We start from the raw sequence: 22046 nt of genomic DNA on the forward strand, positions 1-22046 counted from the left end.
TGTATGAGGAGTGTATTACCTCGATGTAAACATATTCCTTCGTAGCCCCGGGCCGCCCTCCGCCTCCGGAGAACTGGTATCTCCGCAGTTCAGAGCACGTATGAACGGGGAGTGCGCCCGGAGAAGCGCGGGGCAGTTTCCCACCGCCGGTGTTTCCATTGTGTTGCCTGTGGGAGACGCTGCGCGGAACTGGTTTTCGCATGCCGGAATCCGAGTGGTGCCCACGACCCGGGTCCCGGCGCGTCCGCTCCCGTACTCGCGGGGACCCGCGGGGGACGGACACTCCCCTCACCCGGGCCGCGTAATTCCTTTGCCCGGCAGCCGTGCGGAGGATGATGATGCCCCCATGCGCATGGGAGTGGTGGGACTGGGGATGGGCCTGCACCTGGCGGCGTGGGCCGCCAGACTCGGCATGGACGTGGTGGCGGTCTGCGACCGCGACCCCGCCTCGCACGCCGCGGCCCGCGAGCGGCTGCCCGGCGCGGTCCTCACCGGACGCTGGCGGGACCTGCTCGACCAGGACCTGGACGGGGTGGTCCTGGCCAACGACTTCGACGCCCACGTGCCCCTTGCCCTGGCCTTCCTGGACCGCGGCGTCCACGTGCTCTCCGAGACCGCCGCGTGCGCCGACGAGGCCGAGGCGAGGGCGCTGGTCGCGGCGGCCGACCGCTCCTCAGCGAGCTACTCCCTGGCCGAGAACTACACCCTCCACCCGCACGTGCTGCTCGTCCGCGAGGCCGTCCGGGCTGGCGAACTGGGCCGGATCAACCTCATCGAGGCCGACTACCTGCACGGCATGTCCCCCGAGGGCGTCACCGGGCTGACCGGCGACCCCGCCCACTGGCGCGGGCGCATCGCCCCCACCGCCTACTGCACCCACTCCCTGTCGCCGATCCTGGCGATCACCGGGGCACAACCTGTGGAGGTCAGCGCGTTCACCGTGGACGAGGCCGCGCCGCGCCAGGCCAGCACCATGGTGGTGCGCCTGTCCACGGGCGCCCTGGCCGTCACCCGCAACGGCTTCCTCCAGGGCGAACCCGAGAGCCACTGGAGCTGGGTGTCGGTACGCGGCACCCTCGGTCTGGCCGAGTCGGTGCGGGCGCGGGGAGAGCGCGCCTGGTCGGTGCGCGTGCGCCACGAGGGGTGGACCCGCCCCGACGGCGACGTCCGTGAGGAGGAACGCGTCCCGCCCGCGCTGTTGCTGGACGGCGAGCCCGTGGAGCGCGGGGCCGAGGGCACGGTGCGACTGCTGCGGGGCTTTCGCGACACCGTCGAGCACGGAGCCGAGCCGCTGGTGCCGGTACGCGCGGCCGTGGCGGCCTCACTGGTCGGGGTGGTCGGGGCCGAGTCGCTGGCCCGGGGGTCGCGTCCGGTCCCGGTTCCGCTGCTGTGATCGGGTTTTCTCCTCTTCCGGAACGACCTCGAACGCGGCGCGGCCTCCCCTTGGACGGTCGCTGGCACTAGTTTCGAGGTGGACCCGCCGCCGCAGGTCCTCGACGCGAGGAGAGCGATGACCCACCCGAGCGACACCGACAGCGGGACCGACAACAGGGGGAAGCGGCTGGCAGGCGGCATGATGACCACGGTGTTCCGGTACGGCGGCCACGTCGTGCGCACCGCGACACCCGCCGCACCCGCGATCCACGCCCACCTGCGCGCCCTGGCCGAGAGCGGGTTCAGGGGCGCTCCGGTGCCGCTCCGGCTGCGCGACGACGGCCGCGAGGAGCTGACCTTCGTGGAGGGGGACGTCGCCCTTCCGCCGTTCCCCGACTGGGCGTTCACCGAGCACACCCTGCGCTCGGCCGCGGAACTGCTGCGCCGCTACCACGACGCCGCCGCACGCGTGCCCGTGGACACCTCGGCCGCCTGGAACACCGGCTCCACCGGGATGGCCGACCCCGAGGGCGGTCCCATCCTGTGCCACAACGACCCCTGCTTGGAGAACATCGTCTTCCGCCGGAGCCGGGCCGCGGCCCTGATCGACTTCGACCTGGCCGCGCCGGGCCGCCCGGTCTGGGACGTGGCTGCGCTGGTCTACTACCTGGCCCCCGCGCTCGACCCGGTCTCCGCCGCCGGGACCCCGCACGAGGAGAACGACGTCGCGCACCGGATGCGCCTCCTCGCCGACGCCTACGGGCTCTCCCCCGACGACCGCCGCGCCCTGCCGGGGGTGGTCGAGGAGTACACGGCCGTCGCCCGCGTCTTCGTGGCCGAGCGGGTCGAGAACGGTGACGGGCTGTTCGCCCGCGACCTGGAACGGATGGGCGGGTGGGAGCGCTGGGACCGCCGCCAGGCCTGGCTGGCCGACCAGCGCGCGGGGTTCGTCCGGGCGCTGGCGCCCTGAGTCGGGCGGCGGTTCCCGGTCCCGTCCGCCGCCTCAGGCTCCGCGCCGGGAGATGACCACCAGGTACCGGCAGTCCGCACCGGTCGGGTTGTGGAACTCGCACGGCTCGGGCGGGCCCAGGTGCAGGCAGTCGCCCCGCTCCAGCACGTGCTCCACACCGCCCTCGCGGAAGGCCAGTGTGCCCTCCAGAACCCAGATCTGGTGGTGGGTGAAGGCGTAGGCCTGCGCGGGGAAGCCCACCCGCGCACCCGGCGGCAGCTCCACCTCCACCAGTTCGATCGGGCCGCCGGACGCGGGCGAGACCGCGCGCCGCCGGTAGCCCGTCCCGGGGTCGGTCCACACGGGCTGCTCGTGCGCGCGGACCAGACGACGGTCTCCCTGTTCGGCGCGGGCGATCAGCTCCGACAGGGTGATGCCCAGCGCGGCGGCGATCCGCCCCAGCAGGGAGGCGGTGGGCTGGGCCTCGCCGTTCTCGATCCGGCTGATCATGCCCCGGGAGACACCGGACAGCTCGGCCAGCGCCCCTCCGCTCAGCCCGCGGGCCCGGCGCAGCTCTCGCAGGGTCGAAGCCAGGGCCGTGCCCAGTGTGTCGCTCATGACGTTCACTATAGGGAGCAGACCTGAATACCATGTTCGACATGACTTCGATGCCGACCCTCACCGTCCGCGACGCGACCCCCGCGGACGCCCCGGCGTGCGCGGCGATCTACTCCCCCTACGTCACCGACACCGCGATCACCTTCGAGTACGAGCCGCCCACCGCCGAACAGATGGCCGAGCGGATCGCCGCGGCCCAGCGGCGGCACGCCTGGATCGTGCTGGAGGACGCCGACGGGGTCGTCGGCTACGCCTACGGCGGGCCCTTCCGCGCCCGCGACGCCTACCGGTGGTCGTGCGAGGTCAGCGTCTACCTGGCCATGGGCCGCAGGCGCACCGGCGCGGGCCGGGCCCTGTACCGGGAACTGCTGCCCCGCCTGGCCGAACGCGGCATGCGCACCGCCGTCGCGTGCATGACGCTGCCCAACGATGCCAGCCTGGGCCTGCACCGCTCCCTGGGCTTCGAGGACGTGGGCGTCATGCGCCGGGTCGGCCGCAAGTTCGACGCCTGGCACGACGTCGCCTGGGCCCAGATCGACCTCACCCCCGCGCAGGGCTGAGGCGGGCTCCACCTGCGGGGAGCGCGGTCCCCGCTCGGTCCGCTCCCGGGCACAGGACGCAGAGGAGGCGGCCGGTGGGGCGTGGTCCCCGCGCGGTTCGCGGTCGCGGCTGTGGACGCGTTCACGCGCGCCCCTCCCGCGCCGGTGACAGCCAGAGGAGTCCGAGCCGAAGGGCCTGCCGTCTCCGCGACCGGTCGCGAGCCGCCCCTCCTGCGCGCCGCCCGCCGGGGAGGACGCGTGAACGCGGACGCTGCGCCGCGCACAGCATCCGGTGCCGGAGGGCGCACGCCGCCCGAAGACTTCCCCGGACCCCGGCCGTATGCTCGTCAACGGTCCCATGTCCCCACCATCCCCCGGGAGCACCGCCGTGTCCGTCCCACCCGCGCGCCACCGGAGCTCGGGGCTGGCCTTCGCGCTCGCCTCGGCACTCGCCTTCGGCGGATCGGGCGTCTTCGCCCGCCCCCTGCTGGACGCGGGGATGGATTCCCTCCACGTCACCTGGCTGCGCGTGGCCGGTGCGGCGCTGCTGCTGTCGCCGGTGGCCCTGGCCCACTGGCGCACCGCCCGCCGCCGCCCGCTGCTGGTCCTGGCCTACGGCGTCTTCCCGATGGCCGGGGTCCAGGCCCTGTACTTCGCCTCCATCGCGCGCATCCCCGTGGGCATCGCCCTGCTCATCGAGTTCCTCGGCCCGGTCCTGGTCCTGCTGTGGCTGCGCGTGGTGCGCCGTACCCGGGTCTCCCCCGCCGCCGTGGTCGGCGTGGTCCTGGCCGTGGCCGGGCTCGGCCTGCTGCTGGAGGTGTGGGCGGGCGTGCGCCTGGACGCGGTCGGCGTGGGGCTGGCTCTGGGCGCCGCCGCGGCGCAGGCCGTCTTCTTCCTGCTGTCGGACAGCATGGACGAGGACACCGACCCGCTGGCCGTGGTGGCCTTCGGCTCCCTGGTCGCCGCGGTGCTGCTGGGCGTCCTGGCCCGGCCCTGGACGCTGCCCTGGCACATGCTCGCCGACCCGGTCGCGCTGGGCGGGTTCTCCTTCCCCGGCTGGGCGACGGCCCTGTGGCTGGGCCTGGTGTGCACCGCGCTCGCCTACTTCCTCGGCATCTCGGCGGTCCGGCGCCTGTCCCCGCAGGTCGCCGGGGCGGTCGCCTACCTGGAGGTGGTCACCGCGATCGTGCTGGCCTGGGTGCTGCTGGACGAGGCGCTCACACCCGTGCAGGCCGTCGGCGCCGCCGTCATCGTCGCGGGCGCCCTCGTCGCCCAGACCGCCGTGCCCCCGGCCCCCGCGCCGCCCGAGGCCGACCCCGAGGAGCCGCCGGTCACCGCCTCGCCCTGAGGAACCGGGAACCGTGCTCGGACGCCACCGGAACGCCTCACCGGGCTGGCCGCACACGCGCGGGCGGGCCCGGCGGGAGGAGGTCCTCCCGCCGGGCCCGCCCGCGCGCTGGTGCCGGGTAGGTCCGGATCAGGCCTCGCCGGTGGCCGCCTCGACCTCCGCCATGAACTGCTCCGCGGCCTCGGCCGGGGTCAGCTCACCGAAGGTCAGGTCCTCGGTGACGCGCTTGGTGATGTCCACGACCTGCCCGGCACCGATCGGCGGCGGCGGGTTGCCGTCCACGATCGTGCCCTCGATCTCGGACAGGAACACCGCGCTGCGGGCGTCGGCCTCGGGCAGCGAGTCGATGATGTGGGACCGCACGTCCACGTTGGCGGGCAGGCCGCGGTCGGCCAGGATCAGCTCGGCGGCCTCCTCACTGTTGAGCAGGAAGTCCACGAACAGCGCGGCCTCCTCCGGGTGCTCGGTGCCCGCCGAGATGGAGTAGAACATGGCCGGCTTGAAGAACATGCCGGTGCGGTCCTCTGTGCTCTCACCCGGGTAGCGCAGCAGTTCGATGTCGCGGCCGGAGGAGGCCGAGATGCCGCCCAGCTGGTTGGTCCAGAAGTGGGCCATCGCGCCCTGGTTGGTGGAGAGCACCGACTGGTCGGGGCCGCCCGCTTCGATCTCCACGCTCTCGGCCGCGCCGGGCTGGCCGCCGTTCTCCGTCAGCTGCTCGGTGACGGAGAACCACTCCTCCAGCGTCTCCTGGGAGAAGCCGAGGGACCCGTCCTCGGCGTAGAGGTTCTCCCCGCGCTGGCGGGCGAAGATCTGGAAGCCCGACTCGTTGTAGGACATGCTCTGCGTGCCCACGACCTCGCCGTCGGTGGCCTCGCTGATCTGGGCCGAGATCTCGATGTAGTCGTCCCAGGTCCACGTCTCGTCGTCGGGCATCTCCACGCCAGCGTCCTCGAAGGCCTGGGGGTCGGCCAGGATCGCGTAGGCGTTCACGCCGGTGGCCACGCCGAAGGTCTGCCCGTCCAGGTCCCCGCTCTCGGCCACCAGCGGGTCGATCCCCGACAGGTCCAGGTCGACCTCGTTGAGGTCGAGCAGGGCGCCGCGGTCGCCGTACTCGCGCAGGTAGCGCTCCTCCTGCGTGATGATGTCGGGGGCGTCGTTGGCGGCGGTGCTGGTGGCCAGACGGTCCCAGTAACCGCCCCAGTCCGTGTACTCGGGGACGACGGTGATGCCCGGGTTCTCGGCCTCGAACAGGTCGATGACCTGCTGGGTGGTGGAGTGGCGGTCGTCCGCGCCCCACCAGGAGAAGCGCAGCTCGACCGTGCCGTCGTCGGCCTCGGAGCCGCCACAGGCGGTGGCCGCCATCACGATGGCGCCCACTCCCGCGGCCACGGACAGGAAAGGGCTGCGGCGACGGGCCTGGGGGCGCCCGTAGCCAGGGTGTGCGTGCATGTGTTCGGTTCCCTTCGACTACTTGATTCCGGTGGTGGCGATGCCCTTGACGAGGTATCGCTGACCCGCGAGGAAGAAACCGAAGACGGGGCCCAGAGCGACGATCGACATGGCGAACAGCGGACCCCAGGAGGTCTGCGAGGTCGAGTCGACGAAGGTGCGCAGGGCGACGGGGACGGTGTACATCGACGGGTCGGTGAGGAAGATCAGCTGGCTGAAGAAGTCGTTCCAGGTCCAGATGAAGGTGAAGATCGCGCTGGTGGCCAGGGCCGGCAGGGACAGCGGCATGATGATCTGGAAGAAGATGCGCACGTGGCCGCAGCCGTCGATGCGCGCCGCCTCGTCCAGGTCGCGGGGCAGTCCGCGGATGAACTGCACCATGAGGAAGATGAAGAACCCGTCCGTGGCCAGCAGCTTGGGCACGATCAGCGGCAGGAAGGTGTTGATCCAGTCCAGCTCGGCGAAGAGGATGTACTGCGGCACGATCACGACGTGGATCGGCAGCATGATCGTGGCCATCATGACGGCGAAGAACAGCCGCTTGCCGCGGAACTCCAGCCGGGCGAAGGCGTAGGCCGCCATCGAGCAGCCGATGAGGTTGCCCACGATCGCCCCGGCCACCACGATCGCCGAGTTGAGCAGGTAGTGGTGGAACGGGAACTGGAGGGCGTTCCACCCCTCGGTGTAGTTGCCCGGGGTGAAGGTCTCGGGGATCAGGCCCGGGGCGCGGAAGATCTCCTCGGTGGGCTTGAACGAGCTGGAGAGCATCCACAGCAGCGGGTAGAGCATGACCAGCCCGAAGGCGATGAGCCCGATGTGCGTGATCAGCCGTCGTGTGCGTTCGGCCCGCGTGCGCTTCCGCGAGGCCACGGGGGGCATTGTCTTAGTCGCCATAGAAGACCCAGTACTTGGAGGCGATGAAGTTCACCGCGGTGAACCCGCCGATGATCAGCAGCAGCAGCCAGGCCATCGCCGAGGCGTAGCCCATGTCGAAGGAGCCGAAGCCGCGCAGGTAGAGGTAGAGCGTGTAGAAGAGCGTGGAGTCCGAGGGGCCGCCGGTGCCGCCGCTGACCACGAACGCCTGGGTGAAGGTCTGGAAGGCGTTGATGAACTGCAGCACCATGTTGAAGAAGATGATCGGGGTGAGCATCGGCACGGTGATGTTCCAGAAGCGGCGCAGGGGGCCCGCCCCGTCCACCGCGGCGGCCTCGTAGTACATGGCGGGGATCTGGCGCAGTCCCGCCAGGAAGATCACCATGGGCGCGCCGAAGGTCCACACGTTGAGCACGATCAGCGTGCCCAGCGCGTAGTCGGGGTGGGAGACCCAGCCCTCGCCCTGGATGCCGAAGAAGGCGAGCACCTGGTTGATCAGGCCCTCAGCGCCGAAGACCTGGCGCCACAGGATGGCGATGGCCACGCTGCCGCCGAGCAGGGAGGGCAGGTAGTACACCGACCGGTACAGGGGCAGGCCACGCACGCCGCGGTCCAGGATCATCGCCAGGGCCAGGGCCAGGGTGAGCTGGAGCGGCACCGACACGAAGACGTAGACGAACGTGACCCTGAGCGCGCTGTGCAGGCGCTCGTCGTCGAACATCCGCTGGTAGTTCTCCAGGCCGACCCACTCGTAGTCGCCGATGAGGTTGTAGTCGGTGAAGGAGAAGTACAGGGAGGCCAGGAGGGGGCCCGCGGTGATGAGCACCAGGCCGACGAACCACGGGGCCAGGAAGCCGTAGGCGGCGAGGTTCTCGTTCCGCCGCTTGCCAGGGGCCGGGCTCTTGCCGACCCCGCGGCGCGGCTTGGCGCCGACCGGGGCGTCGGGGGCCTTGGCGGGCCGCCGTTGCAGGAGGGCGCTCACGGGGATCCACCCTCCTGTGGGGCCACCGCCGGAGCGCTGGCGGGCGCGTGCGGTCCTGGATTCATGGAAACTGCCAATCTCGTTCGGAGACGCGTACGCTGTGGGCGAGAACACGTGCTGAACTGCCTAAACATGTTCTGGTAAGCGCTATCCACGTACTAAGATGTTCAGTTTCTAGCACCGGGTTACATGGGTGTCAACGGCAGGTTTCCCGAAAACTGTGATCCAAGCCCCATATCGTTACGCTTCCGGCGGCCCGGGAGGCGCGGATTTTGCCGCGCGCTTTCCCCTCCCGCGCTCGTTCGCGCGAGAAATACGACTCCTCGAAGTCTTTTCGACACTCTCCGTCATGCGTCACGGGAGTGCGGACGCTCGGACACGTCTTGGTCGACGCCCTTGTCGACCGGATGGGAAAGCGTTTACCATGCCCTGTGTGAACCACACCACCCCACGCAGGTACGCGATCGTCGGCACCGGATCCCGCGCCCGGATGTACACCCGGGCACTGACCGGCACCCACCGGGACCGGGGACGTCTGGTCGCCCTCTGCGACACCAACAGCACCCGCATGGCCGTGCACAACCGCATCGTCACCGACGCCGGGCTCGACGCCGTGCCGACCTACTCCCCCGACGACTTCGTCCGCATGCTCAAGGAGGAGAGCGTCGACGAGGTCATCGTCTGCACCGTCGACCGCACCCACGCCGACTACGTCGTGGCGGCCCTGGACGCCGGGCTCGACGCCATCACCGAGAAGCCCATGACCGCCGACCTGGAGGGGCTGCGGCGCATCAACGAGGCCCAGGCGCGCACCGGGGGGCGGGTGACCGTCGGCTTCAACTACCGCTACAACCCCGTCCACCGCCAGCTGCGCGACCTCATCTCCTCCGGGGTGATCGGCGAGGTCGGGTCGGTGCACTTCGAGTGGCTGCTGGACCTGCGCCACGGCGCCGACTACTTCCGCCGCTGGCACCGCGACAAGAACCAGTCCGGCGGCCTGCTCGTGCACAAGGCCAGCCACCACTTCGACCTGGTCAACTGGTGGATCGGCGCCCGCCCCACCGACGTGTTCGCGTCGGGGAGGCTGTTCTTCTACGGCGACGACAACGGCCGCCGCCACGGCCTGGCCGCCGACTACGAGCGCGGCCACGGCGAGGACGCCGCCCAGAGCGACCCCTTCGCCCTGCACATGGACGACAGCGCCGACCTGCGGGCCCTGTACCTGGACGCCGAGCACGAGGACGGGTACCGCCGCGACCTCAACGTCTTCGGCCCCGGCATCACCATCGAGGACGACATGTCCGTGCTGGTCGGCTACGACACCGGCGCGCGCCTGACCTACCACCTGGTCGCCTACGCGCCCTGGGAGGGCTACCGGATCGCGATCACCGGCAGCCGGGGCCGCCTGGAGCTGGACATGACCGAGTTCGAGTACACCTCGCCCGATCAGGACGAGACCACGCCCGTGCGCGGCATGCCAGCCCCCAAGGAGCACACCAGCGCGCGGCTGTGGCTGCGCCGCCACTGGCAGCCCCCCGAGGAGATCCCCGTGGCGGTGGGCGAGGGCACCCACGGCGGCGGCGACCAGCTCATGCTCGACTCGCTGTTCGGCGGCGAGGACGACGGCATCCGCCCCGACCACTCCGACGGCGGCAACGCCCTGCTCACCGGGCTGGCGGCCAACGCCTCCATCGCCTCGGGGGGACCGGTCCGCGTCGCCGACCTTCTCGGGGGCAGCTGATGGGCGAACCCGTGCCCGTGCTGCTGGCCGGGGTCCACGGCCACGGCCGCGCCCACCTGCGCTCCCTGCGCGAACTGGCGCAGAGCGGCCTGGTCCGGCTCGTGGGCGTGTGCGACCAGCGCCCCGTCGCCGGGGACGACGACCTGGAGGGGCACGGCGCGCTGCCATGCCACGCCGACCTGGGCGAGGCGATCGAGAGCACCGGCGCGCGGATCACCGTCCTGGCCACGCCCATCCACACCCACCTGCCCCTGGCCCGCACCGCGCTGGAACACGGCTCCCACCTGCTGCTGGAGAAGCCCACCACCGCGACCCTGGCCGAGTTCGAGGAGCTCACCGCGGCCGTGGACGCCTCCGGGTTGGCCTGCCAGGTGGGCTTCCAGAGCCTGGGGTCGGCCGCCGTGGAGGCCGTGCGCACCCTGGTGCGCGAGGGCGCGGTGGGGCGCGTGCGCGGCATCGGCGGTACGGGCACGTGGGTACGCACCTCGGCCTACTACGACCGCGCCCCCTGGGCGGGGCGCCGCCGCCTCCAGGGGCGCGACGTGGTGGACGGGGCGCTGACCAACCCCTTCGCCCACGCCCTGGCCACCGCGCTGGCCGTGGCCGGAGCCGCGACCGAGGCGCCACGGGGCGTGGAGCTGGAGATGTTCCACGCCCACCCCATCGAGGCCGACGACACATCGTGCGTGCGCGTGCGCACCGCGGACGGGTTGCCCATCACCCTGGCGGTGACCCTGTGCGCGCCCGAGCACCTGCCGCCGCGTCTGGTGGTCCACGGCGACCTGGGGCGCATCGAGTTCGAGTACACGCTGGACCGCGTCACCGTGCACCGACCGGGCCGACCCCCGGCCACCACCACGCACCCGCGCACCCACCTGATGTCCAACCTGGTCGAACACGTGCGCGGGGACGAGCCGTTGCTGGTGCCGCCCCGGGCCACCCGGGCGTTCATGCACGTGCTCGAAGCGGTGCGCGCCGCGCCCGACCCGGTGGCCCTGCCCGCGGGCATGCAGCACGTGTACCGCACCGAGGAGGGGGTGCGCCGGATCGTCCCCGGCATCGACGCCCTCATCCACCGCAGCGCCGAGCACCTGGCGCTGTTCTCCGAACTCGACCCCGCCTGGTCCCCCGCGGCCCGGGCGGGAGCGACCGACGCGAAGGCCACGCCGTGAACACGCTGACCCTGGACGGTTGCGTCCTGGCCGTCCTCAGGGACGGGACCGACATCGAGCCGGCCCTGTCGCCGCGCCCCTACCTGCACCCGGTGCGCACCCTCGCCGGGGTGTCGGTCACCGAGGAGCGGCCCGCCGACCACCTGCACCACCTGGGGGTGGGCGTGGCCGTGCCCGACGTGTCGGGGGTGAGCTTCTGGGGCGGGCGCACCTTCACCCGCGACCGTGGGTCGGTGCTGCTGGACAACCACGGCCGCCAGCGGCACGTGTCCTGGCTGGAGCTGGCCGCGGACCGCCGTGTGGAGGCGCTGTCGTGGACCGGCCCGGACGGGGCCGAGATGCTGAGCGAGGAGCGCACCGTGCGGGCCGCGGGCCTGGACGGGCGCACCTGGGTGCTGGACGTGCGCACGCAGCTGCGCAACACCTCCGGGCGCGACCTGAGCATCGGCAGCCCCGCCACCAACGGCAGGCCCGGAGCCGGGTACGGGGGCCTGTTCTGGCGCGCGCCCGTGGCCGCGACCCCGCCCGCCGTCGTGGGCTCGGGCGGACTGGAGGGCGAGAAGGCCCTGCACGGTTCGCGGGCGGAGTGGCTGGCCCTGGTCGGAGGTGGCGGTGAGGGCGTCGGGGCCGCTGGTGCCGCTGCGGCAGAGGGTGCCGGAGGCCGTGGTGCCCGGGGCGGCGGCGCGGCCTCGGGCGGAGCCGAAGACGGCGCGGCGGACGCTGACGAGGCCGTGGACGGGGGATGGACCCTGGTCTTCCTCCAGCCCGGGGAGCACACCGACCCGTGGTTCCTGCGGGCCGAGGACTATCCGGGGGTGGGGCCCGCGCTGGCGTGGGACACGCGACTGCCCCTGCCCGAGGGCGGGCGGCTGGAGCGGCGGCTGCGCGTGGCGGTGCGCGACGGGCGCGCCGACGGGGCCGGGGAGCTGGCGGCCCTGGCCGAGGCCGCCCGGGACCTGTTCTAGCCCGGGGCCCGACCTGGTCGGAACCACTCAGCCGGGAACCGCCCCGGCGACGTCTGCGGCCGGTCCGCCAGCGCCCTGGTCGCCGGTCAGGTCCGTCGGTGCCCCGGTCCCCGGCGGACCGGCGGCGTGTGACACGGGACCGCCGACGGTCGGCAGGAGGAGGGGAAGGGCGGCCCGGGCACCAGGGGCGCGGCACGAAGCGGGCGGGCCCGGGGACCCCCCGATATCAACGTCAGGACCGCCGCGCGGGGCGGCGCCAGTGCCCCGCACGGCCTGTGGACAACCCCCCGGACCCGGGGACTAGGGAAGGAAGACAACACCCATGCGCGTTCTCGTCACCGGCGGCTCCGGACGGCTCGGCCGCAGCGTCGTGGCCACCCTGGCCGCACGCGGACACCAGGTGACCTCCGTGGACACCGCCGCGGCCGACCTGCCCGAGGGCGTCGACGCGGTCACCGCCGACCTGCTGGACCCGGACGCCCTGGAGGCGGCCTTCACCCGGGCCCGCCCCGAGGCCCTCGTCCACCTGGCCGGGATCGCCGTGCCCTTCGCCCGCCCCGACGTGGAGACCCTCCAGGTCAACACCGGCCTGGCCTGGGCGGTGCTCTCCGCGGCCGTCGCCCACGGCGCCCACTCGGCGGTGGCCGCCTCCAGCCCCACCGTCTACGGGTACAACACCCCCTCCTGGGCGCCCGGCTACCTGCCGCTGGACGAGGCCCACCCGGTCGCGCCCTGGCACGCCTACGGGCTGAGCAAGGCGATCATCGAGGACACCGTGCGCGCCCTGGCCCGCACCTCCGCCACCTGCGTCCTGTCGTGCGTGCGCCCGGGCTACGTCGTGGCCCCCGAGGAGTGGGAGGGCGCGCCCACCCAGCTCGGGCACACCATGGCCGAGCGGCTGGCGGACCCGGCCCTGGCCGCCACCTCCCTGTTCAACTACGTCGACGCCCGCGACGCCGCCGAGCTGTTCGCGCTGGTCATCGAGAACCCGGCCAAGGTCAGCGGCGGCCAGGTGTTCAACGCCATGGCCCCCGACCCGCTGTCCGAGGTGCCCGTCGACACCCTGCTGCCCCTGCACCACCCCGGCGCCGCCCCGGCGGCCGCCGCCCTGGCCGACGGCCGCGCGGTCTTCTCCTCCCAGGCGGCCCGCGCCGCGCTGGGCTGGGCCCCCTCCCGGACCTGGCGCACGCAGCTGCGCACCGGGCAGAGCCGTGCGGCCGCCTCCGAGGACGGTTCCGTGGCCGACGGGGCGCGTGGGGCATCAGAGCGTCCGTGAGCTGGTCGAGGGCTCCGCTAGGGTAGGAAAGAGTTTTCCCATGGGCCGAGGCAGGAGAGGGAGCGGCGTGGAGTCCGGTTACGTGACACTGGAACAGGTCGCCGAGCACGCCGGGGTGTCCCTGGCCACGGCGTCCAGGGTGATCAACGGCAGTACACGCCAGGTCAGCCAGCGCCTGCGCGACAAGGTGACCGCCAGCGCGCGCGAACTCGGCTACCTGGCCAACGCCTCGGCCCAGACCCTGGCCCGCAACAGCAGCGCTCTGGTCGGCCTACTCGTCCACGACATCTCCGACCCCTACTTCTCCTCGATCGCCGCCGGGGTCACCCGCCACACCGAGGAACAGGGGCTGGTCCTGGTACTGGGCACCACCAGCCGCTCCGCGCAGAAGGAGGGCCGCATCCTGGCCACACTGCGCGCGCACCGGGCCCGCGCGGTGGTGCTGGTCGGCTCGCGCTCCACCGACGAGGAGAGCAACCGGCGCCTGTCCGAGGAGATCCGCATGTTCCGCCGCCAGGGCGGGCGGGTGGCGTGCGTGTCCCAGGAGGGCCTGCCCGCGGACACGGTCACCCCCGACAACCACACCGGGGCCTCCGACCTGGCCCGCCGCCTCATCGCCCAGGGGCACCGCGAGTTCGCCATCCTGGCCGGGCCCACCGACCTGCAGACCGCACGCGAACGCCTGGACGGGTTCCACTCCGCGCTCTCGGGCGCGGGGCTGGAGCTGGCCCACCACAACGTGGTGCACGGCGCCTTCACCCGCGACGGCGGCTACGAGTCCACCCGCCGCCTGATGGCGGTGGGCACCGACGCCACCTGCCTGTTCGCCGTCAACGACGTCATGGCCACGGGGGCGATGGCCGCGCTGCGCGACCTGGGACTGCGGGTGCCCACCGACCTTTCGGTGGCCGGGTTCGACGACATCCCCACCCTGCGCGACCTCACCCCCGCCCTGACCACGGTGCGCCTGCCGCTGGAGGAGATGGGCGAACGCGCGGCGGTGCTCGCCCTGGACGGCGAGCCCAGCGACCAGCCCCGCGTGGTCACCGTTCGCGGCGAGGTCGTCGAGCGCGAGAGCACCGCGCCGCCCACCCGCTGAGCCGCCCCGGTCAGAGGCCCGGCGGCTCGTGGCGGTCCGACCGGTGCCGAACGGGTGGGCGGGGCTCAGGCGCGGGAGGCGTCCTCGGGGATCGGCAGCTCGACGCCCGCCAGCTCCTCCAGTTGGCGCCACACAGAATCCATGGCCTTCACCGGAGGCGAGACCGTCAGGGAGGGCGGGTCGACCCGGACGGCCCGTCCCCTGACACCGTTCTCCGGCGCGTACAGTTCCCCTCCCTCCGCTTCCGGATCGGTGAGGGCGCGAAGCGCCGACCAGGCGGCGGTGTCCTTGCCCTGCGCCCAGGGCGTATAGGGGTGGCGCCGCACCGGCACCGTCTCGTCACGGACTCCCGGCCGACGGGGCGTCTTGGCGTCCACACCGATACCCGGACGCGAGACCAGCGACGCCACCGGCAGTCCAGCGGCACGCAGACGGCGGTCGAGTTCGAAAGCGAACATCTCCGTCACAGCCTTCGCCCTGCTGTACGCGACGACACCGATCCGAGAACCTCGCCGTACGTCCTCGACGCTCCCGCGCAACCGGTCCACGAACCCCGTCGAGGTGTGCACGATCCTCGTCGGTCCGCCGTGCAGCTCCCCCGTGCGGATCATTCCCGGCAGAGAACCGGCTACCAGCCCCACGTTGGCCACCACATGGGTCGCAAGCAGCGTCGGCAGACCGTCGAAGGTCCTGTCCGACGCCCGCAGAGACATCGAACCGCCGTTGAGGAGCAACCCGTCGACGCGCTCCAGTTCGGCCAGACGGGCGGCGGCCTCGGCCACGGAGTCCCCTGAGGCCAGGTCCGGGACCAGCCGGCTCGAAGACGCCGAGGGAACTTGTCCGCGGATGGCGTTCTCGGCGGCCTCCAGCCGTCGGGCCGACCGTCCGGCGAGCACCACGTGCGCCCCGGCTCCGGCGAGCCGCTGGGCGGCGAAGTAACCGATGCCCGAGGTCGCCCCGGTCACCACCACGGTGCGTCCGCCCTGGTCCGGCAGTGCTTCGGGATCCCACATCATGCGCCCTCCTTGAAACGGATAACTCATCCGCTTACGTTAGCACCAATCGGATGGCTAATCCGCTTTCGGGTAGGGTGTGCCCATGAACGCACTCCGCGCCGACGCGGCCCGCAGCCGGGAGCGGATACTCGAGGCCGCTCGAAGGAGCGATCCCAAGGACCTCCGTCTCAACGACGTCGCCCGCGAGGCCGGGGTGGGGGTCGGCACCGTCTACCGCCACTTCGCCACGGCCCACGCCCTCGTGGAGGAACTCACCGTCGAGGCCCTGGAACGGCTGGACGCGGTCGCCCGCCAGGCCTCCGCCGATCCCAGCCCCAGGCAGGGCTTCGAGACGGCCCTGCGCGCCGTCGTGGACCTGCACCTTGAGGCGGGCGGCCTCCAAGCGGTCCTGCTCGCCGCCGAGGACGCCAGCGCGGAGGTCGCGGCCCTCAAGGCCACGGTCCTCGCAAGGCTCGACGACGTGCTCGCGAGGGCCCAGGCGTCCGGTGACGTGCGTCCGGACCTCTCGACGGCCCAGGTCGAGCGCTTGGTCTGCGGGATCGAGCACGCCGTCCGCCTCGGCCCGCCGGGGGACCGCGACGTCTTCGTGGACACCCTCGTCGCCGGCCTGCGGACGCGCTGACCGGCACCCCCGCCGAAAGCCCGGCCCACCGCATCCGACGGGGGTCCCCCTCAGACGCGGGCCGAGCGGCCCAGGCCCAGGATCAGCACCGCCCCGACCAGGACGTGCATCCCCTCCAGCACCAGCACCACCACCGGTGCGGCGCCGCTGGTGAGGGGTCCGGCCAGGGAGAGCGCGAGCACCGCGCAGGCGGTGACCGTCCACGCCAGCCGGGGCCGCCGCGCCGTGCGCTCCAGCACGGCGAGCAGCGCCCAGGCCGCAGCGGCGCTGAGCATCCCCGCGAAGGCCACGGCCCCCGGCCCCACCGGGCGGGCCTGCCCGCCCGGGACGGCGGTCAGGTCCACGCCCATCAGCGGTACGGCCAGGCCCCACAGAGCCAGCGGGGCGAGCACCGCGGCGACCGCGGTGAGCATCCGCCGGGGGACGGTGGAGGCGGTTCGGGTAGCGGTTTCCTTGGTGGCCATGGTCTTTCCCAACGTCGTCGTCGTGTGGTGCGGCGCGGTCCTGGCCCCGCCTCGGACCACTGGACGAAGGTCCGTCCGCGTCCCCTCGGAGGCGTACTCCCAGCAGGTCCGAGAGCTGGACGCCGGGACCGCGCCGCCGGGGCAACGGGGCCGCACCGGTGCGGTGTCGGCCCTCGAAAGCCCCGGTCCCCACACTCCCCGGCACGGCACCGCCGCCGCATCGGTCCCGGGGCGTGAACGGGGTCGACCGCGGACGGGGCCGTATCCGACTTTGGTCGGTGTCGGGGCGGGGACGCCCGGAGCTACGCTGACCTGGTGCCGAGCCCGATCGACGACGAAACCCGGCCCGCGCGCCGCGGCTCGCCGCGGGCCCTGACCGCCGTGGTCGTCCTGGTCTGCCTCCAGGTCGCGGCAGCGGTCTGGGCCCGCTGGGAGGGCCACACCGAACCCTGGACACGGGGACTGGACCTGGCCGTCGGCCTCGTGGTCTGCGTGCTCTCCCCCGTCCTGCTGCGGTGGCCGGTCACCGGTGCGCTGGGCGCGTCCGTCCTGGCCGTCCTCTCCCCCGCCGCCACCCCGGCGGCGGCGCTGGGCGTGCTCCAGGCCGCCCACCGGCGCCCCCTGCCGCTGGCCCTCGCGGTCGCCGCGGCCGCCGTCGCCGCGCACGCGGTCCAGGGGCTGTTCCAGCCCAGCACCCAGATCTCCTACGCCTGGTGGCTGGCCCTGATCACCATCGCCACCGGTGCTCTGGTGGGCTGGGGCGCCCTGGCCCGGGCCCGCCGCGCGCTGGTGATGTCGCTGCGCGAGCGCGCCCGCCGGGCGGAGGCCGAACAGGGCCGCCGGGTGGCCGAGGCGCGGATGCTGGAGCGCACCCGCATCGCCCGCGAGATGCACGACGTGCTCGCCCACCGGCTGTCCCTGCTGGCCACCTACGCCGGGGCGCTGGAGTACCGGCCCGACGCCCCGCCCGAGCAGCTCGCCCGCGCCGCCGGGGTGGTGCGCACCGGGGTCCACCAGGCCCTGGAGGAGCTGCGCGAGGTGATCGGCGTGCTGCGCGAGGAGGAGCCCGAGGCGGGCGGGCGCCCGCAGCCGTTCCTGTCCGACGTCCCCCGCCTGGTGGAGGAGGCGCGCGGGGCCGGGGAGCGCGTGGAGCTGCGCGACGCGGTGGCCGACCCCGACCGCCTGCCCGCCTCCACCGGCCGCACCGCCTACCGCCTGGTCCAGGAGGGCCTGACCAACGCCCGCAAGCACGCCTCCGGCCAGCCGGTGCGGGTGCGCGTGGAGGGCGCTCCCGGCGAGGGCCTGGTGATCGACCTGCGCAACCCCGTGACCGGGCCCGCCGGGGCCGCAGCGGCCGGGGAGGGGTCCCCTCCGGTGCCGGGCAGCGGAACCGGGCTGGTCGGCCTGACCGAGCGGGTGCGCCTGGCCGGGGGGCGGCTGGACCACGAGCGCACACCCGAGGGCTTCCACCTGCACGCCTGGCTACCATGGCCGGCATGAACCGTGCGCCGCGTGTCCTGATCGTCGACGACGACGCCCTCGTCCGCGGCGGGCTGACCATGATGCTCGACGGGGTCCACGGCATCGTCGTGGTCGGCGAGGCCCGCGACGGGGACGAGGTGCTGACCGCGGCCGACGCCCACCGGCCCGACGTGGTCCTGATGGACCTGCGCATGCCCCGGGTGGGCGGCATCACCGCCACCCGCAGGCTGCGGGCGCGCACGCCCCCGCCCGAGGTCGTGGTGCTGACCACCTTCGACACCGACGAGAACATCCTCTACGCGCTGCGCGCCGGGGCCAGCGGCTTCCTGCTCAAGGACACCCCGCCCGCGCGGATCGTGGACGCGGTCCTGCGGGTGGCCGAGGGCGAGCCCATCCTGTCCGCGAGCGTCACCCGCCGTCTGATGGACCGCACCGCCGTCCAGGCCGGGTCCCACGAGCGGGCCCGCACTGCGCTGGCCCGGCTCAGCCCGCGTGAGCACGAGGTGGCCCTGGCCGTGGCCCGGGGCCGCACCAACGCGGAGATCGCCGCGCAGCTGTACATGAGCGTGGCCACGGTCAAGGCCCACGTCTCCAGCGTCCTGGCCAAGCTCGACATGGACAACCGCACCCAGATCGCGCTGCTGGCCCACGACGCCGGACTCGCCTGACCCCGGCCGCCGCTCCGGCGGCGGGCCCCGCAGTGGACTCCGCCCCCGTGTCCGCGGTGTCCCCTGCCAGCGGCGCCGGGAGGCGCGGACGGGTCCGGCCGTGTTCGGGTCGTTCAGGGCCTGCGGCCGCGGAAGGTCCGGCGCAGGTCGTCCACCCAGGCGTCGGGGTTCTCCCAGGGGATGAAGTGGCCGCCGCGCTCGTGGGCGGTCACGTTGACGTGGTTGAACCAGGCGCCCTGCGGGCCCTCCCTGAACGCCCGGACGCGCTCGTCGGCGGTGTGGACGCCGGGCGGGTTCTCATACGTGACCAGGGTGAGGCCGACCGGGGCCTGCACGACCGGGGTGCGGTCGTGGGCGGGGACCCAGGGGTAGCGGTTGGCGTTGGCGTAGTAGCGCATCGACGTGGCGATGGAGTTGTTCGCCCAGTAGATCGTGGCGTGGGTGAGCAGGTCGTCCTTGGTGAAGACCGACTCGACGTCGCCGCCGTTGTCGCTCCAGGACCTCCAGCGCTCCAGCAGCCAGGCGAGCAGCCCGGCGGGCGAGTCGCTCAGCCCGTGGGCCAGGGTGGCCCCGTCGAGCATGTGGACGGCCAGGTGGGAGGCCGAGCGGTGGTCCGTCTCCACGATCCGGGCGCGCACGTCGGCGGGCTGGTCGTCGGTGAGGGGCCTGTTCCGGGCGAAGTCCCAGGCCCGGGGGCCGTTGAAGAAGTCGAGCGGCAGCCCGGAGCCGATGTGGACGCCGTACAGCCGGTCGGCGTACTTGTGGCCTAGCTGGCTGGAGACGATCCCGCCGATGTCGCAGCCCCCGGCGGCGTACTTCTCGTATCCCAGGGTCCGGGTCATCAGGGTGTGCCAGAGGTCGGAGACCTTCCAGAAGTTGACGTCGGGAAAGCCGGTGAGCGGGCCGGGGAAACCGAAGCCCGGCAGGGACGGCACGATGACGTCGAAGGCGTCGGCGGGGTCGCCGCCGAACGCGGCCGGGTCGGCGAGCGGGCCGATCACCTTCGACCAGTGCCAGAACGTCCACGGCCAGCCGTGGGTGAGGATCAGCGGGATCGGCCGGGGTCCGCGGCCGGGCTCGCGCATGAAGTGCACCGGGACACCGGCGACGCTCACCAGGTAGTGCTCGTGGGCGTTGATGGCGGCCTCGGCCCGGCGCCAGTCGTAGCCGTCCCGCCAGTGGGCGACCAGCTCACGCAGGTAGCTGTCGGGGACGCCGTAGGACCAGTCCTCGTTTCCCTCGTCCAGCGGCGCACGGGTCGACGCGAGGCGGGCGCGCAGGTCGTCCAGGACCTCGTCGGGCACGTGGATCGGAGCGGGCTCCAGGGGGAAGGCGTGCGGGGTGCTCAATGCGTGGCTCCTTGCCGGGTGTGCCGTCGGCCGGTCGGACGGTGAACCGTGGCGGCCTTCCGAGCGGGTTCTTCCGATCGCCCGATCCGTCCGCGAACGATCGGGGGCGACGGGCCCGGCGAGCGCTCGACGCACCAGAACCTACCGTGGGGGCTGCGGGCGAGCCGACCGGACCCGCTCCGGGAACCACCACCGTGCCCCGCCCCGGGCCGTTCGGACCGCCGCCGCACGTCCGGTGCCGACGCGGGCTCCGACCGCTCACACCCCGGCCTGTAGCGCCGCACGGCGGCGCAGGACCAGCCACCCCGCGGCCGCCCAGGTGAGCGCCGCGATTCCCGCCATGACCAGGCGTGAGGTGAGCAGGTGCTCGGGCGGATAGAGGTTCCCGGTCAGGTAGAAGTCGATGAAGCCGTCCTCCATCACCGCCCTTCCGGTGCGCGCCCGCGACCAGTTCTCGATCTCGGTCAGGAAGCACGGCCAGTCGACGATGACGATGCCCAGGGCGTAGGCCGCCACCGCCAGGTGCACCCAGAACATCCGGGGCCAGCGCCAGGCCAGCGCGCCGCCGAAGACGACGAAGGCGAGGAAACCGAAGTGCAGGGCCGCCGCGGCGTGGCCCACGAGGAGGGAGGTCATGCCCCGAACCTAGGACCGGGCCGCCCCGCCTGCATCGGTACGCGCACCCGGTCCCCCTGAGTACTCCTGCTCATGACAGGTCCGGGGCGCCACCGCCATGGGGCGTTCCGGACCGCGACCGGCTCCTCGGCCCGGTCGTTCGGCTGGTGCCGGAACGGGGACCCGCGCTCACGGCCAGGTCCTGTTCCGGTGCCTCCGGGCGTGAGATCGGCGGGTCATCCTCCCGGCGGGAAGTCGGCTCCCCTGGAGAGGGCCTCGTCGGCGCGGAGCGCGGCCAGGGATTCCTCCCAGCGCGCGGCCACCGCCTCGTAGCCCGCCGCGCCCAGGACCAGGCGGTGCGGCGGTTCGCTCCTCTCCATGGCGGCGAGGACGGCCCGCACCCCGCGCGCCGGGTCGCCCGGCTGGACGCCGTCCCGGGAGACCATGGCGGCCCGTACCTCCTCCAGCATGGGCAGGTGGGCGGTCAGCGCTTCCCGGACGGGCTCGTCGGTGAACCCGGCGTAGGCCCGGGTGCGGAAGGCCCCGGGTTCGACGGCCATCACCCGGATACCGAAGGGCTCCGTCTCGCGGCGGAGGACCTCCGTCATCCCCTCCAGGGCGAACTTGGCCGCCGTGTAGAAGCCGAATCCGGGAGTTCCGACCAGCCCCGCGACCGAGGACATGTTGACTACCCACCCGCCGCCCCTGGAGCGCATGCCCGGCAGGACGGCACGGGTGACGTGCAGGACGGAGAAGAAGTTGACCTCGAAGGTGCGCCGCACGGCGGCCTCGTCCATGCCCTCGACTGATCCGTACCAGCCGCGCCCCGCGTTGTTGACCAGGACGTCGATGCCGCCGAAGTGTTCCTCCGCGGCGGCTACGGCGGCGCGCACAGCGTCCGGTTCGGTGACGTCGAGCGGTAGGACGAGCGCGTCGCCGTCGTGCTCCTCAGCCCAGGCGCCGAGCTCTTCGGGACGGCGCACGGTCAGGGCGACCCGGCCTCCCCGTGCGAGCACGGCCTCGGCATAGGCCATACCGAACCCTCCCGGGGTGCCTCCCGTGACGAACCAGGTGTCGCCGCTCACGGCTCGATCACCAGCTCCGCGATGCGCCCCTCCCTGAGGGTGAAGTGGTGGCACAGGTCGATCTGCCCTCCGGGGAAGTCCCCCTCCAGGTGCTGGACGACGGTGTACCGGTCCGCGCCGACGGTCTCGGCGCGGACCGGCGCGGCCGTGTAGGTGAACGCGTTCCCGGTTTCCTCCGCCCAGCGGATGATGGCTTCGGTGCCCTCGTGGGTGCGCCCGTCGTCGACGACTGTGGCGTCGGTGGTGAAGAAGGACGCCGCAGTCGTCGTGTCGTGCGCGTTGTGCGCGGCCAGGTAGGCCGTGACGGTCTCGGGGAGACGATCGAGGTCGACGGCGCGGGTGTCGGTCATGAGATCCTCC

The 22046-nt window shown here is 73.1% G+C and carries 22 protein-coding genes; 12 read left to right on the top strand and 10 right to left on the bottom strand.

What is annotated here, in order from left to right; all coding sequences use genetic code 11:
• Positions 1–346: 346 nt before the first annotated feature.
• Together KGD83_RS15345 and KGD83_RS15350 are read left to right on the top strand one after the other, a co-directional pair.
• The gene (locus KGD83_RS15345; protein WP_212639863.1) at positions 347–1393 is read left to right on the top strand and encodes a Gfo/Idh/MocA family protein; all 1047 of its coding nucleotides are present in this window, start codon (positions 347–349) and stop codon (positions 1391–1393) included.
• 117 nt (positions 1394–1510) lie between these two features.
• Positions 1511–2344, top strand: coding sequence for a phosphotransferase (locus KGD83_RS15350; RefSeq protein ID WP_212639864.1), 834 nt, complete (start codon positions 1511–1513; stop codon positions 2342–2344).
• A 33-nt stretch (positions 2345–2377) separates the two neighbouring features.
• On the opposite strand, the gene KGD83_RS15355 is transcribed toward KGD83_RS15350, so the two are convergent.
• Positions 2378–2941 carry a helix-turn-helix domain-containing protein gene (locus KGD83_RS15355; RefSeq protein ID WP_212639865.1) on the bottom strand — a complete coding sequence of 188 codons (564 nt, stop codon included), beginning with the start codon at positions 2939–2941 and terminating at the stop codon, positions 2378–2380.
• Between the two features lie 32 nt (positions 2942–2973).
• Here KGD83_RS15355 and KGD83_RS15360 point away from each other — a divergent pair, with 32 nt between their 5' ends.
• On the top strand, positions 2974–3501 hold the full coding sequence (locus KGD83_RS15360) for a GNAT family N-acetyltransferase (RefSeq protein ID WP_212639866.1): 528 nt from the start codon (positions 2974–2976) through the stop codon (positions 3499–3501).
• A gap of 367 nt (positions 3502–3868) precedes the next feature.
• Positions 3869–4828, top strand: coding sequence for an EamA family transporter (locus KGD83_RS15365; protein WP_212639867.1), 960 nt, complete (start codon positions 3869–3871; stop codon positions 4826–4828).
• 129 nt (positions 4829–4957) lie between these two features.
• Here the strand turns inward: KGD83_RS15365 and KGD83_RS15370 are convergent, their stop codons facing one another.
• The 3 genes from KGD83_RS15370 to KGD83_RS15380 are packed head-to-tail and all read right to left on the bottom strand — an operon-like array spanning position 4958 to position 8132.
• A complete protein-coding gene (locus KGD83_RS15370) occupies positions 4958–6277 on the bottom strand; it encodes an ABC transporter substrate-binding protein (RefSeq protein ID WP_212639868.1) in 1320 nt (439 codons plus the stop codon).
• Positions 6278–6295: 18 nt separating this feature from the next.
• Positions 6296–7171: a carbohydrate ABC transporter permease gene (locus KGD83_RS15375; RefSeq protein ID WP_212639869.1), complete on the bottom strand. Its 876-nt coding sequence runs from the start codon at positions 7169–7171 to the stop codon at positions 6296–6298.
• On the bottom strand, positions 7161–8132 hold the full coding sequence (locus KGD83_RS15380; protein ID WP_212639870.1) for a carbohydrate ABC transporter permease: 972 nt from the start codon (positions 8130–8132) through the stop codon (positions 7161–7163). The genes KGD83_RS15375 and KGD83_RS15380 overlap by 11 nt, the downstream gene beginning before the upstream one ends.
• A gap of 433 nt (positions 8133–8565) precedes the next feature.
• Here KGD83_RS15380 and KGD83_RS15385 point away from each other — a divergent pair, with 433 nt between their 5' ends.
• The 5 genes from KGD83_RS15385 (at position 8566) to KGD83_RS15405 (ending at position 14385) form a co-directional block, all read left to right on the top strand.
• The gene (locus KGD83_RS15385; RefSeq protein WP_249351881.1) at positions 8566–9873 is read left to right on the top strand and encodes a Gfo/Idh/MocA family protein; all 1308 of its coding nucleotides are present in this window, start codon (positions 8566–8568) and stop codon (positions 9871–9873) included.
• A complete protein-coding gene (locus KGD83_RS15390; protein WP_212639872.1) occupies positions 9873–11045 on the top strand; it encodes a Gfo/Idh/MocA family protein in 1173 nt (390 codons plus the stop codon). Before KGD83_RS15385 ends, KGD83_RS15390 begins: the two co-directional genes overlap by 1 nt.
• On the top strand, positions 11042–12010 hold the full coding sequence (locus KGD83_RS15395) for a DUF6807 domain-containing protein (RefSeq protein ID WP_212639873.1): 969 nt from the start codon (positions 11042–11044) through the stop codon (positions 12008–12010). Before KGD83_RS15390 ends, KGD83_RS15395 begins: the two co-directional genes overlap by 4 nt.
• A gap of 322 nt (positions 12011–12332) precedes the next feature.
• On the top strand, positions 12333–13286 hold the full coding sequence (locus KGD83_RS15400) for an NAD-dependent epimerase/dehydratase family protein (protein WP_212639874.1): 954 nt from the start codon (positions 12333–12335) through the stop codon (positions 13284–13286).
• Between the two features lie 67 nt (positions 13287–13353).
• Positions 13354–14385, top strand: a complete 1032-nt coding sequence (locus KGD83_RS15405; RefSeq protein WP_212639875.1) for a LacI family DNA-binding transcriptional regulator — start codon at positions 13354–13356, stop codon at positions 14383–14385.
• A gap of 65 nt (positions 14386–14450) precedes the next feature.
• On the opposite strand, the gene KGD83_RS15410 is transcribed toward KGD83_RS15405, so the two are convergent.
• A complete protein-coding gene (locus tag KGD83_RS15410; RefSeq protein WP_249351882.1) occupies positions 14451–15398 on the bottom strand; it encodes an SDR family NAD(P)-dependent oxidoreductase in 948 nt (315 codons plus the stop codon).
• An 85-nt stretch (positions 15399–15483) separates the two neighbouring features.
• On the opposite strand from KGD83_RS15410, the gene KGD83_RS15415 reads away from it, so the two are divergent.
• Positions 15484–16023: a TetR/AcrR family transcriptional regulator gene (locus KGD83_RS15415; protein ID WP_212639876.1), complete on the top strand. Its 540-nt coding sequence runs from the start codon at positions 15484–15486 to the stop codon at positions 16021–16023.
• Between the two features lie 50 nt (positions 16024–16073).
• Here KGD83_RS15415 and KGD83_RS15420 read toward each other — a convergent pair whose 3' ends face one another.
• The gene (locus KGD83_RS15420; RefSeq protein WP_212639877.1) at positions 16074–16487 is read right to left on the bottom strand and encodes a DUF6069 family protein; all 414 of its coding nucleotides are present in this window, start codon (positions 16485–16487) and stop codon (positions 16074–16076) included.
• 315 nt (positions 16488–16802) lie between these two features.
• Between KGD83_RS15420 and KGD83_RS15425 the strand changes: the two genes are divergently transcribed.
• Both KGD83_RS15425 and KGD83_RS15430 read left to right on the top strand, forming a co-directional pair.
• A complete protein-coding gene (locus KGD83_RS15425) occupies positions 16803–17987 on the top strand; it encodes a sensor histidine kinase (protein ID WP_212639878.1) in 1185 nt (394 codons plus the stop codon).
• Complete coding sequence (locus KGD83_RS15430; protein WP_212639879.1) at positions 17975–18637, top strand: response regulator transcription factor; 663 nt, start codon at positions 17975–17977, stop codon at positions 18635–18637. Before KGD83_RS15425 ends, KGD83_RS15430 begins: the two co-directional genes overlap by 13 nt.
• A 113-nt stretch (positions 18638–18750) precedes the next feature.
• On the opposite strand, the gene KGD83_RS15435 is transcribed toward KGD83_RS15430, so the two are convergent.
• The 4 genes from KGD83_RS15435 to KGD83_RS15450 all read right to left on the bottom strand — a co-directional run bounded on the left by KGD83_RS15435 (position 18751) and on the right by KGD83_RS15450 (position 22036).
• A complete protein-coding gene (locus KGD83_RS15435; protein WP_212639880.1) occupies positions 18751–19986 on the bottom strand; it encodes an epoxide hydrolase family protein in 1236 nt (411 codons plus the stop codon).
• 258 nt (positions 19987–20244) lie between these two features.
• On the bottom strand, positions 20245–20622 hold the full coding sequence (locus KGD83_RS15440) for a DUF2784 domain-containing protein (RefSeq protein ID WP_212639881.1): 378 nt from the start codon (positions 20620–20622) through the stop codon (positions 20245–20247).
• Between the two features lie 215 nt (positions 20623–20837).
• Entirely contained in the window at positions 20838–21740 is a 903-nt protein-coding gene (locus tag KGD83_RS15445) for an SDR family NAD(P)-dependent oxidoreductase (RefSeq protein ID WP_338036904.1), read from the bottom strand.
• A complete protein-coding gene (locus KGD83_RS15450; protein WP_212639883.1) occupies positions 21683–22036 on the bottom strand; it encodes a nuclear transport factor 2 family protein in 354 nt (117 codons plus the stop codon). The genes KGD83_RS15445 and KGD83_RS15450 overlap by 58 nt, the downstream gene beginning before the upstream one ends.
• Positions 22037–22046: the final 10 nt, after the last annotated feature.

This window comes from Nocardiopsis akebiae, from assembly GCF_018316795.1.
Lineage (GTDB): Bacteria > Actinomycetota > Actinomycetes > Streptosporangiales > Streptosporangiaceae > Nocardiopsis > Nocardiopsis dassonvillei.